Below are 11,294 nucleotides of genomic sequence, written 5' to 3' on the forward strand. Positions count from 1 at the left end.
GGCTGTGTCCCATCGAGCAGAGCGTCCCACCAAGATCTGCGCCGTATGTGGCCGACCCTTTCAGTGGCGGCGCAAGTGGAAGGATGTATGGGATGAGGTGCGCTACTGCTCAGAGCGGTGCCGCCGCGATCGCAATCGTCAGGACAAGAGCAGTTCAGAGCTCAATCCTGGCTAGAGGCACCACAGGTCTGCGGATACTCAGGATCACGGCCTCGAGCTGGGATGGCGAAGCGTTCTCGAACCGTCTCGAGAGGATCGGCGAAATGATCCCAGGGGTCGATGTCACGGATCAGATCGGTGTTCACATGACTGCCGTGCTCAAGTCCAGCAAAGACGCGATCAGGGTCTAGTTGGCCGAATTCACCAGGGATGAAAGGCGAGGCGCCGATCCCCAGCTCGAATTCCGCCATCGCAAACATCAGCACGTCGAAGGGATCGAGGCGCTCGAAGCCGGCCTGGAATCCCACCACGCCACCTTCCTCGGCTGCCGTGGTGCCGTATCCGCCCAGCACATGACAGCAATCATGACGGAACACGGGCGCTGGCGGTCCGCCCACATCCCCGGGGAAGCTGAACTGGTTGATGCGGATGAAGTCGGCATAGGCCTTGCCAAAGCTTCCGGAGGGGTAGTCGTTCAGGCTCTGGAATCGCTTCAGGGTCGACTCGTCGCGATGGCCGCTCAGCCCCTTCAGTGTTGCCGCGAGCATCGGCAGGCCACCATCGCGCAGGGTGGCTCGTGCGGCATCGCGCACGAAGCTTCGGCGTACCAGATCCAGGCGCACCAGGGCTTGCCGCTCGTGTATCACGTGCCGGTAGCTGATCACTGGAGCGGCATCAACCCGGAAGGCCTTGGCTGTGCGTTCCAGCAGCTCGAGGGCCTCGGGGCTGAGTTCTCCGTCGAACATTGCCACCAGGGTCATGCCGCGCAAAATGCGTTCCCGCCATTCCGGATCTGCATCAATGCTGGTGATGCCTGCCGCCATGGCCTCGGGCTCCAGGCTGGGGAGCGCGCTCAAGTCCAGGTTGCTGGCCATCAGCAGGTGATCGCGGATGCCCTCAATCGCCCTGAGGGCTCGAGTGGAAGGGGTGCCGTGCAGCCGAGCCACGGTCATCAGGCAGGGCAATCCTGCGGTGGCCAAGCGAGTGCGCAAGTCCTTGGGGAGCGACCGCCCAGGCTGGATGCTCACAACAACAAGGGCCACAGTTCCCCCTGTCGATAGCTAAGGCAACCCTGCGGTGCATAAAAATCCCCCGGTTTCAGCCGGGGGTGACCTCAGTCGGTGATGCGCCCCATCACCCGACCCTGAAGTGGTCGCTAGAGCGAATGTCGCGTCTTGCCATCCACCTGATCTACCAATAGACCTGGTGTGTGGCCTCGCGCAAGTACCAGATCTGGTGTGATGAGCGCCTTGTGAGCAGCGATCGCGTCGGTGTTTTTGGACCCGCTCAGGCGAGGGCTGCCCTTGCCCCCAGATCTGGCGTGGACGGTTGCGTCACTGGCCGGGCTGGGTGTCCGCCTCGGCGCCAGGTTCGCTGGATGGCGGCGTGCACTTCCCGGGCGCGAGTGCGTTGGGGCATGCGGCGCTGTTCCAGAAAAAGGCCGTCGTTGCACGCGAGGCGGACGAGGATCAGGAGTTGAATGGAGAGGGCACGCATGCTCGCGCCATGACTTGTTGCATGGAATCGAGCTCTGCGTTGAGCGGGCGTAGCGGATGCGCCCATTTCATAAAAAAGCCCCGCCAAAGGCAGGACTTCAATGCGCTTCCGTTCCGGACGTCTGACCTTGTTTCGACTCCGGTGCGGTTAAGCACTCCTCACAGAAGGACTGTGACGCCCTGGCTGGCACTGTGCCAGTTGGCTGTGGACGGTTTGGGTGTCGGCTGATTTTGTGATGCTGAGTGGGTATGGAGGCTTGCGTGAATCATGTCGATTGGTTGGGTTCGCTTTCTCTTGTTTTGCTGATGATTGGAATCACGATGGCTGGTTATCGTATGAATCATCCGCTTCCCTGAACTAGGGGCGGCTTATTGTTGAGGTGCGGATCAATCTGTCGAGTCTTAGTTGATGTTGTCGGCTGGTGAGTTGTCGATAGGCAAGCGCAACAACACCTGTAACACTAAGGGATGTTGCTGAGGCGATCATGAATAGAATCACGATCTGGTAGCGCACTGCAGTGGCCGGGGACGCACCCTGAAGGATCTGGCCGGTCATCATTCCTGGCAGGCTCACCAGGCCCATCACCATCATGGAATTGATGGTGGGAATCATTGCGACGCGAATGGCCTCACGCACGATCGGACGGCAGGCCTCCCATCGGGTTGCCCCCAAGGCGAGCCAGCACTCCAGGCTGTTTCGTTGACTGAGCATGCGTTCCATCAGGGTGTCGAGGCCTAAGGAAATCGCGTTGAGGATGTTGCCCAGCACCATGCCCAGCAGTGGAATCCAGTATTGAGCGGTGCTCCAGGGCCTCACTTGGATGATGCCGTTCATGGCCACGCCGGTGACCAGCGCGGCGGCTGCGGTTGTGCTCAGAAAGCTCTGCCAGTAGACGCCGGAGAAGCGATGGCGAGTGCGCTGCACGGCAGAGAGGCTGGCGATCAGGGCCATCAGCAGTGACAGCGCCAGGATCAGGCCGGGGTTCTGCTGCTGAAACAGCCACTGCAGCACTTGGCCGATCAGGAGCAGTTGCACCACCATCCGCAGCGATGCCAGGAGGAGCGGCCGGCCCAGGCCAAGCTTTAACACCGATGACAGGCCGATGTTGATCAGGATCAGGGCGGCTGCTCCTGCAAGCTGCAGGTTGCTGATCGGCAGGGCTCCAGGGCTCATGACAGCTCCAGCACCCGATTGCAAAAGCGCTGGATTTGCTCTGAATCGTGACTGGTGAGGACGCAGGCTCTCCTTCCCGCTTGCAGCCACTGCGCGAGCAAAGCCTCCAGGGCGAGCGTCGTGGCATGGTCGAGGGATGCGCTGCATTCATCGAGCAGCAGGATCGCCGGCTCCAGCTGCAGGGCTCGGATCAGATTCAGCACTTGCAGTTCGCCGCCTGAAAGCTGTTCGGCATCCCAGTCGAGAAACTCGGCAGGTCGGCCGAGCTGCGTCAGCCAGTCCAGCACCCTGTTTCGATCCCAGGGATGGCGTTGTCGATGCTCTTGCCATTGGAGCGGTGATTGCAGGTTCTGCTCGACCGATCCGGGTACCACGGCACAGCGCTGGGTCACCAGCATCACCGTCGAGCGCCACCTCGGCATGCTGATCTCCTCTGCTCTGCGGCCTCGGCAGCGCAGTTCACCCGTATGAAGGGGATCGAGCTGGGCCAGTGCGCGCAACAACAAAGTTTTGCCGGCGCCGGAGGGGGCAACCAAGCCAAGGCGATCGCCGGGGTTGAGGTTGAGGTCGAGGTGGCTCCACAGCTGGCGAGCTTGATGGGAGCACTGCAATCCAATGGCTGATAACAAGAACGTGCTCTGTTCAGACATGCTCATGCCTGGCTGCCATGTTGAGCACATCTCTCAGCCAATTCTGCACCGGATGAGGCTGTTGTGATTGGCAGCCATTGCTACGTCACTGATGGCGAAGCTCAGCGATGCTCCGGCTGGTGAATGCGTCTCCTGGAGCTCTGCCGTTGGTGGAGCTTTTTTTTGGCTCGATGATCGATCTTGATTTGTATGGCTATCACGATTGATGTGTCGTCATGGAACTCGATGGTTGATGAAGCGGCTCGTCAGCGCGCTCTTCAGGCGCTGCAACGAAAGCGCAGTCTCAAGCGCCAGCTGCGTCTTTATCTGATCGTCAACGCCATCCTTGTGCTCGTTTGGCTGGGTAGCGGTCGTGGATCCTTCTGGCCGATTTATCCCATTGCTTTTTGGGGGATTTCGCTGTTGATCCAGGGATGGAATGCCAGCCATCCAGATCGGGAGTTCAGCGAAGAAGAGATTGCTCGGGAGGTGGAGCGCTCCTGACGGATGGGCGACGGGCCTTCAGCCAACGCCCACCACCTCTCCAGTGCCGGTGCTGGTGAGGGAGAGGATCATCAGCAGGAGCACGATGGAGGCTGACACCATCACCACCGGCCAAATCTGGGATTCGCTGTTCATCGCAAGCAAAGAAGTAGGGATCGATTCGCCGGTCGCACCTTCTTAGCGTTGATTCAATGGATGCGCCCAAGATGGAGGCAGTGGAGGCTTTGATGACACGCTTGCGTTACAAGATTGCGTTAAGGGCGTGCCGTTTGGCCTCTTGCTTGCTGGTTGGTCTGCTCGGTTTTGCTTTGGTGTCGGCGTGCTCTCCTGTTCGCAGGGCGGAGCTGAGGCGGCAACCGGATGGTCTTGCACGTCGCCCCCAGGTGCTCACCACCTTCACCGTTCTGGCCGATCTGGCTCGACAGGTGGCAGGGGATCGACTCGATGTGCAGTCCATTACTCGGATCGGCGCCGAGATCCATGGCTATGAGCCCACTCCCAGCGACATTGAGCGGGCCTCTAGGGCCGATCTGATTGTGGAGAACGGACTCGGCCTCGAGCGCTGGGCCCAGCGCTATGTCGCTGCGGCCGGTGATGTGCCCACCGTGACGCTGTCCCAGGGGATGGAGCCAATCCTCATCGAGGCAGATGCCTACGCGGGCAAGCCCAACCCCCATGCCTGGATGTCACCCAAGCGAGCCCAGGTGTATGTCGATCGCCTGGTGGAGGCGTTCAGCAGCCTCGATCCCGCTGGGCGCCCCACGTTTCAGCAGAACGGAGCGGCCTACAAGCAACGCCTGCAAGCCCTGGATCAAGAACTCGGTCAGGCCCTGGCCGAGATTCCCGCCCATCAGCGGGTTCTGGTCACCTGTGAGGGTGCATTCAGCTACCTCGCCCGCGACTATGGCCTTGAAGAGGCCTATCTGTGGCCCGTCAATGCGGAGAGTCAGATCACTCCCCGTCGCATGGTGCAGTTGATCGAGACCGTGCGTGCGCGCCGGGTGCCGGCAGTGTTCTGTGAAACCACCGTGAGCGATAAGGCACAGCGGGAGGTGGCTCGGGCCAGCGGAGCCCGTTTTGGTGGCAGCTTCTATGTGGATTCACTCTCCGAGCCCGATGGCCCTGCCGGCAGCCTGATCGATCTGCAACGCCACAACGTGAGACTGCTGATCCAAGGGTTGAGGGGGGGTGGAGCCTGATCAGCCTCGATCAGGCTTTGATGCCAGTGGCTTCTGGCAGATGATCCTGGCCATCGAGGGCAATGGACACATCTTCGTAGAGCGCGATCTTGCCATCGCGCATCTCGATATAAGCAAACACCTTGATCGGTGCCGAGCTGCTGTCGCCATCGGAGAGCGTGGTGGTGTGGTGATCGAATCCCCGATCACCCTGGAAGAAGACGCGCTCCAGTTGCAGTGACACCTTGGGGCGATGCTCCCGGATCCAGGCCAGCCGACTGGCGATCGCTTCAAGTCCCACAAGTCGCCGCTCGTTGATCTGCACGATGGCGTCCGCGCAGAAGAATTCTTCTAAGCGACTGGTGTCATGCTCCGCCAGCACCACTTGCAGGGCTGTTTTGATCAGCTCGGCATGGGCGTTGTCCTGTGCTGTCATCACGGAGATGAATCTCTCTCAATGATGACTGCGGGACGTATCGATGCCCATATTCATCTCTATGACGGGGGCCGGCCTCAGGGTTTGCCCTGGCCTCCGGCTGAGTCCCCGTTGCCTCGCACCGTGCTCGTGGAGCATTGGCGGCAGCAGGCCCGCCGCTATGCGGTGGAGGCCGCAGTGGTTGTCGAAGCGAGCCATTGGCCGGCTGACAACGACTGGTTACTCGATCAAGCCGATCAACACCTCGACATTCTTGGCGTGATCGGCAACCTTTCCCCCCACTCCCCTCTCTTTGCCAGTGAGCTCGATCGCCTGATCCACCGACGTCGATGGAAAGGAGTGCGTTGGCGGCATGACCTCGTGCCCATGCAGGCTTCAGATCCCGCTGTTGTGTGCGCTGCGTTGCAGCTGGCAGAGCGAAACCTGCTGCTTGAGGTGAATGGCCCCAGCTGGATGACCTATGAGGTTGCTGCCTTGGCAGAAGCCGTTCCAGAGCTTCGCATTGTGATCGATCATGCTGGTTTGCCTGGTGACCCCCAGCGTCTGCAACCCGATTGGTTCGGGGCGATTACGGCGGTGGCACGGCATCCATCTGTGGCGATCAAGCTGTCCGGATTGCAGGAGCAAACCGACCGTTCCTCGGAGTGTTTTGGAGAAGCACCGCGTGAACCGTCTTATTACCAGGTGGTCTTGGAACACTGCTGGAGCTGCTTTGGTGCCGAACGCCTGATGTTTGCCAGCAATTGGCCGGCCTCTGAAGCGGGTGGTTCCTACGGCGATGCGCTGGCCCTGGTGGAGTCGTTTTTTCAGAAGCGTGGATCGAAGGCGGAGGAGCGGTATTTCCGCACCAACGTCCAGTCCATCTACGGACTGAACCCTGGCAGGATGGGATCTTGAAAGGGAGGGGGGCCTAGCTGTGGGTTCCAATCGCATCGACGCCGACCAGCTCTGCGTGGACTACAACGGCAACGTTGCTCTCTTCGATGCATCGCTGCATTTGCCCCCTGGCTGCATTTGCGGCCTCGTGGGCATGAATGGTGCGGGTAAATCCACCCTGTTCAAGGCGCTGACGGGTTTTCTGCGGCCCAGTCGGGGTCGGATCCGGATCAATGGCCTGCGGGTGAGCGAAGCCCAGCGGGAGCAGGCGGTGGCCTACGTGCCCCAGAGCGAGGGGGTCGACTGTGCCTTCCCCGTGTCGGTGTGGGATGTGGTGATGATGGGGCGGTACGGCGCCATGAACCTGCTGCGCATTCCCAGCCAGGCCGATCGGGTGGCCGTGCGTGAGGCCCTGAGCCGCGTTGAGTTGCTTGATCTGCGCCACCGGCCGATCGGTGCCCTCTCCGGCGGTCAGCGCAAGCGCGCCTTTCTGGCCCGGGCCATCGCCCAGGGGGCCTCGGTGCTGTTGCTGGATGAGCCCTTCAACGGGGTGGATGTGCGCACCGAGAAGCTGATGGCTGAGTTGTTTCTTCAGTTCCGCCGCGAGGGGCGCACGATCCTGATCTCCACCCATGACCTCAGCCATGTGCGCGATTTCTGTGACCTGGTGGTTTTGATCAACAAGACCGTGCTGGCCTACGGCGAGACCTCGGAGGTGTTCACGCCGGAGAACCTGTCGCTTGCCTTCGGCGGGCTCCCCCCGGATCTGCTGACAGGGAACAGTTCGGAGACGCTTCCAGACGACTGATCAGCGGTGTACGTGCTTTTTTTGCAGCGGTTGGATCGGTTTAGGGTTCATGCGAGAACACCGAATGGAGCCTTTCCGTCATGCGCCTTTCTCAACTTGGCCTGACCATCGGCGGTGCACTGATGCTGATCCCGGCGGGGCCCGCTCTGGCTCAAAGAGAAATTCCCAAAGCCCCTGGCCATGACCAGTGCCCCCTTGGTTATGTCAACACCCTCGGCAGCACCTGCGTTTCACCGGTTTACTACGAGGTCACGCCGACCAACGGTCAGGCTTGCCCATCCGGTTGGATGAACATCGGAGCCGGTTACTGCAAGAAGAAGACGCTCGGGATCTTCTGATTGATGGATTGGTTGCTGGAACCCCTTCGTCATGACTTCATGGTGCGGGCTCTGCTGGTGAGTGCCCTCGTCGGTGCCGTCTGCGGCCTGCTCTCCTGCTACATGACCCTGAAGGGTTGGGCCCTGATGGGTGATGCCGTCTCCCATGCGGTGCTGCCTGGGGTGGTGCTCGCCTACGCGCTCGGACTGCCCTTCTCCCTAGGGGCGTTCGTGTTCGGCGTGGGCTCCGTGGCCGCGATCGGGTTCGTGAAACAGAAGTCACGCATCAAAGAAGACACGGTGATCGGTCTTGTGTTCACCGGTTTCTTTGCGCTTGGGCTGGTGCTTGTGTCCAAGACCCGCAGCAACATCGACCTCACCCACATTCTTTTCGGCAACGTGCTCGGCATCTCTGCTGCTGACATTCAGCAGACCCTGCTCATTGCGTCTGTGGTCTGCGCGGTTCTGCTGCTGTTGCGACGGGATCTGCTGCTGTTCTGTTTTGATCCCACCCATGCCCGCTCGATCGGGATCAACACGGGCTTGCTGCACTACCTGCTGCTCTCGATCCTGTCCTTGGCCGCTGTGGCCGGCCTACAGACCGTAGGCATCATCCTGGTGGTGGCCATGCTCGTGACCCCCGGAGCGACGGCTTATCTGCTCACGGATCGCTTTGACCGCATGACCTGGCTGGCGGTGGGCAGCAGTGTGCTCTCCAGTTTGGCGGGTGTGTTTCTGAGCTACTGGAGCGACAGTTCCACGGCTGGATGCATTGTGCTGGTGCAGACCGGTCTGTTTTTACTGGCGTTTTTGTTCGCGCCTGCCCACGGAATCCTGCGCCGCTATGCCCGTGGTCCCGTCAATGGTTCCTGAGCGGAGGGTGTTTCTGTGACGCCGGATCCTTCAGAATTGCTCGAACTGGATCAGCATCGTTTCCGATGGCTTTGTTTCCCATGGCTGCGCTTCCCATGGCTGCGCTTCGGCGTTTGTTTCCTGTGACCCTCGTGCTTAGTGGCGGCGTTCTGCTCGGCACCATCGCGGTCCGTGCCCATCACGTGCCTGGCGATGACCACACCGGCACCATGATCAGTGCTGGTGACCCCCCAGCGGCGAAGCCATCCACCACGCCGAAGCAGCCGCTTAAGGCCCTTTACAACACCAAAGCAGAAGCAGAGGCCGCCGCTCCTCTGTTCAACTGCAAGGGGGCTCACGCCATGGGGAGCAAGTGGATGCCCTGCAGTGCTCACAATCATGGCGGTGCTGCCCATTCCGCCCATTGAGCCTTGAGCTAGAACAGGGTGTCTCGGTTCCGGTGGGGATCAGCCACCGGAGGTAACGGGGAAAGATGGTGTCAATCCATCACTGTCCCGCAGCTGTGAACCATCGGAGCTCCGGCCCTGATGGCAGTCAGAACGCCCGCCGGGGTTTCCATCGACGAGGATCGACTTGAACCTTTCCCGCTTCTCCGGTGCCTCCCGCGGTATCGGTCTGATCGGGGGCAGTGCCCTGTTGCTTTGGAGCTTGGCTGCCCCTGCTCTCGCCCATCATCCCTTTGGCATGTCTGAGGGGTCCGATCTCAATGCCTGGCAGGGCCTGGTGAGTGGCATCGGTCACCCCCTGCTGGGTCCCGATCATCTGCTCTTCCTGCTGGCGATCGGTTTCATCGGCCTGGGGCGTCCCGTGGCCTGGGTGCTGCCGTTGCTGGCCACCGGGTTGCTGGGGGCGGCCCTCACCCAGGTGGTGCCCCTGTCGGCCGACCTGGCGCCGCTGGCGGAAGCGCTGGTGTCGCTGAGCCTGGCGCTCGAAGGACTGATCGCCCTTGGCAGCCTCCCCAGCGCCTTGCTCCTGCCCGTGATGGGTTGTCATGGTTATTTGCTCGGGGGCATGGTCGTGGGTGCTGAGGCCACACCACTGTTCGCCTATTTCCTCGGCCTGTTTCTGGGGCAGGGTGCGTTGCTGCTCGCCGTTTGCCTCGGCTCAAGGCGCTGGATCGCCGCCATTGGAGAGAACGGTCGACGTCTGGCTGCCGGCATCTGGATTGGCATCGGTGCCGCTTTTGCCTGGACGGCCCTCGTGGCCTGACCTGACCGCGTTGTTTTCGTTGGCTTCTCCCATGGATCTTCTCAATAAGCGCCGCCTGCTCCTGCCGGTCGGACTTACAGCCGCCCTGGTGGCCACACTGGCGTCTCCCTCTGCCCAGGCCCACGGCGAAGCCTCCGCTGGTCTGCTCGCCGGTGTCGCTCACCCGCTGCTCGGACTCGATCACCTGGTGATGCTGGTGGCGGTCGGCACCGTTGCGGCGGCTCTCTCCACGCGCCTTGTGCTCTGGGCCCTGGCTGGTGCCCTGCTGGGTGCCGTGGTCGGCTTCGGTGGAGTGACGGTTCCTGCCGCTGAAATCCTCGCCTCCCTGGCGATCGCTGCGGTGGGGCTGGTGCTTTTGGCGCCCGCCCGTCTTGCGGCCGTGGCGGGTCCGTTGGTTTCTGGTGGCATCGCGATCCACGCCATGTTCCATGGCCTGGAAGCTCCCCGTGATCAGGCCAGCCTGCTCTGGTGGACGGGTGCCCTGCTCGCATCTGCCCTGGTGGTGGGTGTCACCACCGTGTTGATGCAACGCCTTCCTGCTCCCCTGCTGCCTCGTGCCGGTGCGGTGTTTGTGGTGCTGGGCGGTGGCTTGCTGCTGTTGCCGGTGGTGATCAGCGCCTGATCGCGTTGACGAGCAAGGTCAGAGCAGGGCTGGATTGAGTCGACTGGGCCGGTAGCTGAGCAGGAAGGCGTCGTCTCCTGCTCGCACCGCTGTGATGCAGTCGGTGCCCGTGTTCCAGACCCACACCTGTTGCAGTGCCTTCCCTTCCGTGTCCACGGTGGTGCTGACAGGGGCTCCATAGCGGGAGCGCAGGCCAGCCAGCACCTCCGTCATCGCATCCGGCTCCAGCTCATAGGCGAGCTGTTGGAGTCCCCCATCGCTGAGCTGAAGCCGCAGGCGCGTCACGGGCAGCTCACCGATCGTCAACCCATGGGCTTCAAGGGTGCGATCGCCCGCCTCGGTGAGCGACACCCCGAGGCGGTTTTCCAGATGGGAGCGCTGCATGCCCCAATCCAGCCCTGGCACACAGGCCATTGCCGCGGTCGGCAGCGTCAGGGGCAGCAGCCAGCAAAGCAGACCGAGCACGACGGCGAGACAGTGCCGGCGGAGGGGCGGGATCAAGGTGCTGATGCCATTGTCTGGACGATACGGATGGCCAGGGGATCTGTCTCCGATCGGTTGTTGATGGCGGATCGATTGGCCTTCGGTGACAAATCGATGACAACTGCTGGTTGCGATCAACCCCGCTGCAGATTCCTACCAACAATGTGACCAACACTGCACTGTCGGTCATGCGCCTGCTTCTCTCCTTTGCCCTTGCCCTGCTCTGTGCTCTGTGGGCGCCTCTGAGCGCTTCCGCTGCGGATGCCGCCCTGGGAGCGAAGGTGTTTTCCGCCAACTGTGCCGCCTGTCATGCCGGTGGCGGCAACATCGTCAACGGCGAGCGCACCTTGAAACAGGCGGATCTCCAGAGCTACCTGGCCCAATACGTCAATGGTCATGAGAGCGCCATCGTTGCCCAGGTGACCTACGGCCGCAACGCGATGCCCGCCTTCATCGATACGCTCACAGAGAATCAGATCTCCGATGTCGCGGCCTATGTGGAGGAGCAGGCGAGCAACGGCTGGAGCTGA

Annotated in this window: 17 protein-coding genes and 1 riboswitch; of the genes, 11 read left to right on the forward strand and 6 right to left on the reverse strand. The window is 61.6% G+C overall.

Annotation, left to right across the window (positions count from 1 at the left end; genetic code table 11):
* The first annotated feature begins 4 nt into the window (after positions 1 to 4).
* Positions 5 to 175 carry a DUF2256 domain-containing protein gene (locus CWE16_RS04105; protein ID WP_131593243.1) on the forward strand — a complete coding sequence of 57 codons (171 nt, stop codon included), beginning with the start codon at positions 5 to 7 and terminating at the stop codon, positions 173 to 175.
* Here CWE16_RS04105 and CWE16_RS04110 read toward each other — a convergent pair.
* The 4 genes from CWE16_RS04110 to CWE16_RS04125 all read right to left on the reverse strand — a co-directional run bounded on the left by CWE16_RS04110 (position 162) and on the right by CWE16_RS04125 (position 3,485).
* A complete protein-coding gene (locus CWE16_RS04110) occupies positions 162 to 1,151 on the reverse strand; it encodes a TerB family tellurite resistance protein (RefSeq protein ID WP_236629563.1) in 990 nt (329 codons plus the stop codon). The genes CWE16_RS04105 and CWE16_RS04110 overlap by 14 nt on opposite strands.
* Positions 1,152 to 1,446: 295 nt before the next feature.
* Positions 1,447 to 1,656, reverse strand: coding sequence for a hypothetical protein (locus CWE16_RS04115; RefSeq protein ID WP_131593245.1), 210 nt, complete (start codon positions 1,654 to 1,656; stop codon positions 1,447 to 1,449).
* A 357-nt stretch (positions 1,657 to 2,013) separates the two neighbouring features.
* Entirely contained in the window at positions 2,014 to 2,829 is an 816-nt protein-coding gene (locus tag CWE16_RS04120; RefSeq protein WP_131593247.1) for an ABC transporter permease, read from the reverse strand.
* Positions 2,826 to 3,485: an ABC transporter ATP-binding protein gene (locus tag CWE16_RS04125; protein WP_236629564.1), complete on the reverse strand. Its 660-nt coding sequence runs from the start codon at positions 3,483 to 3,485 to the stop codon at positions 2,826 to 2,828. The genes CWE16_RS04120 and CWE16_RS04125 overlap by 4 nt, the downstream gene beginning before the upstream one ends.
* A gap of 183 nt (positions 3,486 to 3,668) precedes the next feature.
* On the opposite strand from CWE16_RS04125, the gene CWE16_RS04130 reads away from it, so the two are divergent.
* The gene (locus CWE16_RS04130; RefSeq protein WP_236629565.1) at positions 3,669 to 3,962 is read left to right on the forward strand and encodes a 2TM domain-containing protein; all 294 of its coding nucleotides are present in this window, start codon (positions 3,669 to 3,671) and stop codon (positions 3,960 to 3,962) included.
* Between the two features lie 281 nt (positions 3,963 to 4,243).
* Positions 4,244 to 5,161, forward strand: coding sequence for a metal ABC transporter substrate-binding protein (locus CWE16_RS04135; RefSeq protein ID WP_330848526.1), 918 nt, complete (start codon positions 4,244 to 4,246; stop codon positions 5,159 to 5,161).
* Between the two features lie 10 nt (positions 5,162 to 5,171).
* Here CWE16_RS04135 and CWE16_RS04140 read toward each other — a convergent pair whose 3' ends face one another.
* The gene (locus tag CWE16_RS04140) at positions 5,172 to 5,576 is read right to left on the reverse strand and encodes a nuclear transport factor 2 family protein (RefSeq protein ID WP_131593252.1); all 405 of its coding nucleotides are present in this window, start codon (positions 5,574 to 5,576) and stop codon (positions 5,172 to 5,174) included.
* A 24-nt stretch (positions 5,577 to 5,600) separates the two neighbouring features.
* Here CWE16_RS04140 and CWE16_RS04145 point away from each other — a divergent pair, with 24 nt between their 5' ends.
* From CWE16_RS04145 to CWE16_RS04175, 7 genes are all read left to right on the forward strand, one after another.
* On the forward strand, positions 5,601 to 6,473 hold the full coding sequence (locus tag CWE16_RS04145; RefSeq protein WP_161567566.1) for an amidohydrolase family protein: 873 nt from the start codon (positions 5,601 to 5,603) through the stop codon (positions 6,471 to 6,473).
* A gap of 19 nt (positions 6,474 to 6,492) precedes the next feature.
* Positions 6,493 to 7,260: a metal ABC transporter ATP-binding protein gene (locus CWE16_RS04150; protein ID WP_131593254.1), complete on the forward strand. Its 768-nt coding sequence runs from the start codon at positions 6,493 to 6,495 to the stop codon at positions 7,258 to 7,260.
* An 80-nt stretch (positions 7,261 to 7,340) separates the two neighbouring features.
* Positions 7,341 to 7,598: a hypothetical protein gene (locus tag CWE16_RS04155; RefSeq protein WP_201737963.1), complete on the forward strand. Its 258-nt coding sequence runs from the start codon at positions 7,341 to 7,343 to the stop codon at positions 7,596 to 7,598.
* Positions 7,599 to 7,601: 3 nt separating this feature from the next.
* Positions 7,602 to 8,450 carry a metal ABC transporter permease gene (locus CWE16_RS04160; protein ID WP_131593255.1) on the forward strand — a complete coding sequence of 283 codons (849 nt, stop codon included), beginning with the start codon at positions 7,602 to 7,604 and terminating at the stop codon, positions 8,448 to 8,450.
* 80 nt (positions 8,451 to 8,530) lie between these two features.
* Entirely contained in the window at positions 8,531 to 8,857 is a 327-nt protein-coding gene (locus CWE16_RS04165; protein WP_236629566.1) for a DUF3721 domain-containing protein, read from the forward strand.
* A gap of 7 nt (positions 8,858 to 8,864) precedes the next feature.
* Positions 8,865 to 9,015, forward strand: a riboswitch (cobalamin riboswitch).
* 8 nt (positions 9,016 to 9,023) lie between these two features.
* On the forward strand, positions 9,024 to 9,659 hold the full coding sequence (locus CWE16_RS04170; protein ID WP_131593256.1) for a HupE/UreJ family protein: 636 nt from the start codon (positions 9,024 to 9,026) through the stop codon (positions 9,657 to 9,659).
* Positions 9,660 to 9,690: 31 nt separating this feature from the next.
* Positions 9,691 to 10,281 carry a HupE/UreJ family protein gene (locus tag CWE16_RS04175; protein ID WP_131593257.1) on the forward strand — a complete coding sequence of 197 codons (591 nt, stop codon included), beginning with the start codon at positions 9,691 to 9,693 and terminating at the stop codon, positions 10,279 to 10,281.
* Positions 10,282 to 10,299: 18 nt separating this feature from the next.
* Here CWE16_RS04175 and CWE16_RS04180 read toward each other — a convergent pair whose 3' ends face one another.
* A complete protein-coding gene (locus CWE16_RS04180; protein ID WP_131593259.1) occupies positions 10,300 to 10,782 on the reverse strand; it encodes a hypothetical protein in 483 nt (160 codons plus the stop codon).
* Between the two features lie 170 nt (positions 10,783 to 10,952).
* On the opposite strand from CWE16_RS04180, the gene CWE16_RS04185 reads away from it, so the two are divergent.
* Positions 10,953 to 11,294, forward strand: coding sequence for a c-type cytochrome (locus tag CWE16_RS04185; protein ID WP_131594033.1), 342 nt, complete (start codon positions 10,953 to 10,955; stop codon positions 11,292 to 11,294).

The sequence above is a fragment of the Synechococcus sp. BS55D genome (assembly GCF_004332415.1).
Classification (GTDB): domain Bacteria; phylum Cyanobacteriota; class Cyanobacteriia; order PCC-6307; family Cyanobiaceae; genus Synechococcus_C.

Excerpts from the sequence above, each read along its gene's own strand:
- CWE16_RS04125 (WP_236629564.1), bottom strand. The coding sequence starts at position 3,485 with ATGAGCATGTCTGAACAGAGCACGTTCTTGTTATCAGCCATTGGATTG.
- CWE16_RS04185 (WP_131594033.1), top strand. The coding sequence starts at position 10,953 with ATGCGCCTGCTTCTCTCCTTTGCCCTTGCCCTGCTCTGTGCTCTGTGG.
- CWE16_RS04130 (WP_236629565.1), top strand. The coding sequence starts at position 3,669 with ATGGCTATCACGATTGATGTGTCGTCATGGAACTCGATGGTTGATGAA.
- CWE16_RS04140 (WP_131593252.1), bottom strand. The coding sequence starts at position 5,576 with ATGACAGCACAGGACAACGCCCATGCCGAGCTGATCAAAACAGCCCTG.
- CWE16_RS04165 (WP_236629566.1), top strand. The coding sequence starts at position 8,531 with ATGGCTGCGCTTCCCATGGCTGCGCTTCGGCGTTTGTTTCCTGTGACC.
- CWE16_RS04115 (WP_131593245.1), bottom strand. The coding sequence starts at position 1,656 with ATGCGTGCCCTCTCCATTCAACTCCTGATCCTCGTCCGCCTCGCGTGC.
- CWE16_RS04155 (WP_201737963.1), top strand. The coding sequence starts at position 7,341 with ATGCGCCTTTCTCAACTTGGCCTGACCATCGGCGGTGCACTGATGCTG.
- CWE16_RS04120 (WP_131593247.1), bottom strand. The coding sequence starts at position 2,829 with ATGAGCCCTGGAGCCCTGCCGATCAGCAACCTGCAGCTTGCAGGAGCA.
- CWE16_RS04175 (WP_131593257.1), top strand. The coding sequence starts at position 9,691 with ATGGATCTTCTCAATAAGCGCCGCCTGCTCCTGCCGGTCGGACTTACA.
- CWE16_RS04160 (WP_131593255.1), top strand. The coding sequence starts at position 7,602 with ATGGATTGGTTGCTGGAACCCCTTCGTCATGACTTCATGGTGCGGGCT.
- CWE16_RS04145 (WP_161567566.1), top strand. The coding sequence starts at position 5,601 with ATGACTGCGGGACGTATCGATGCCCATATTCATCTCTATGACGGGGGC.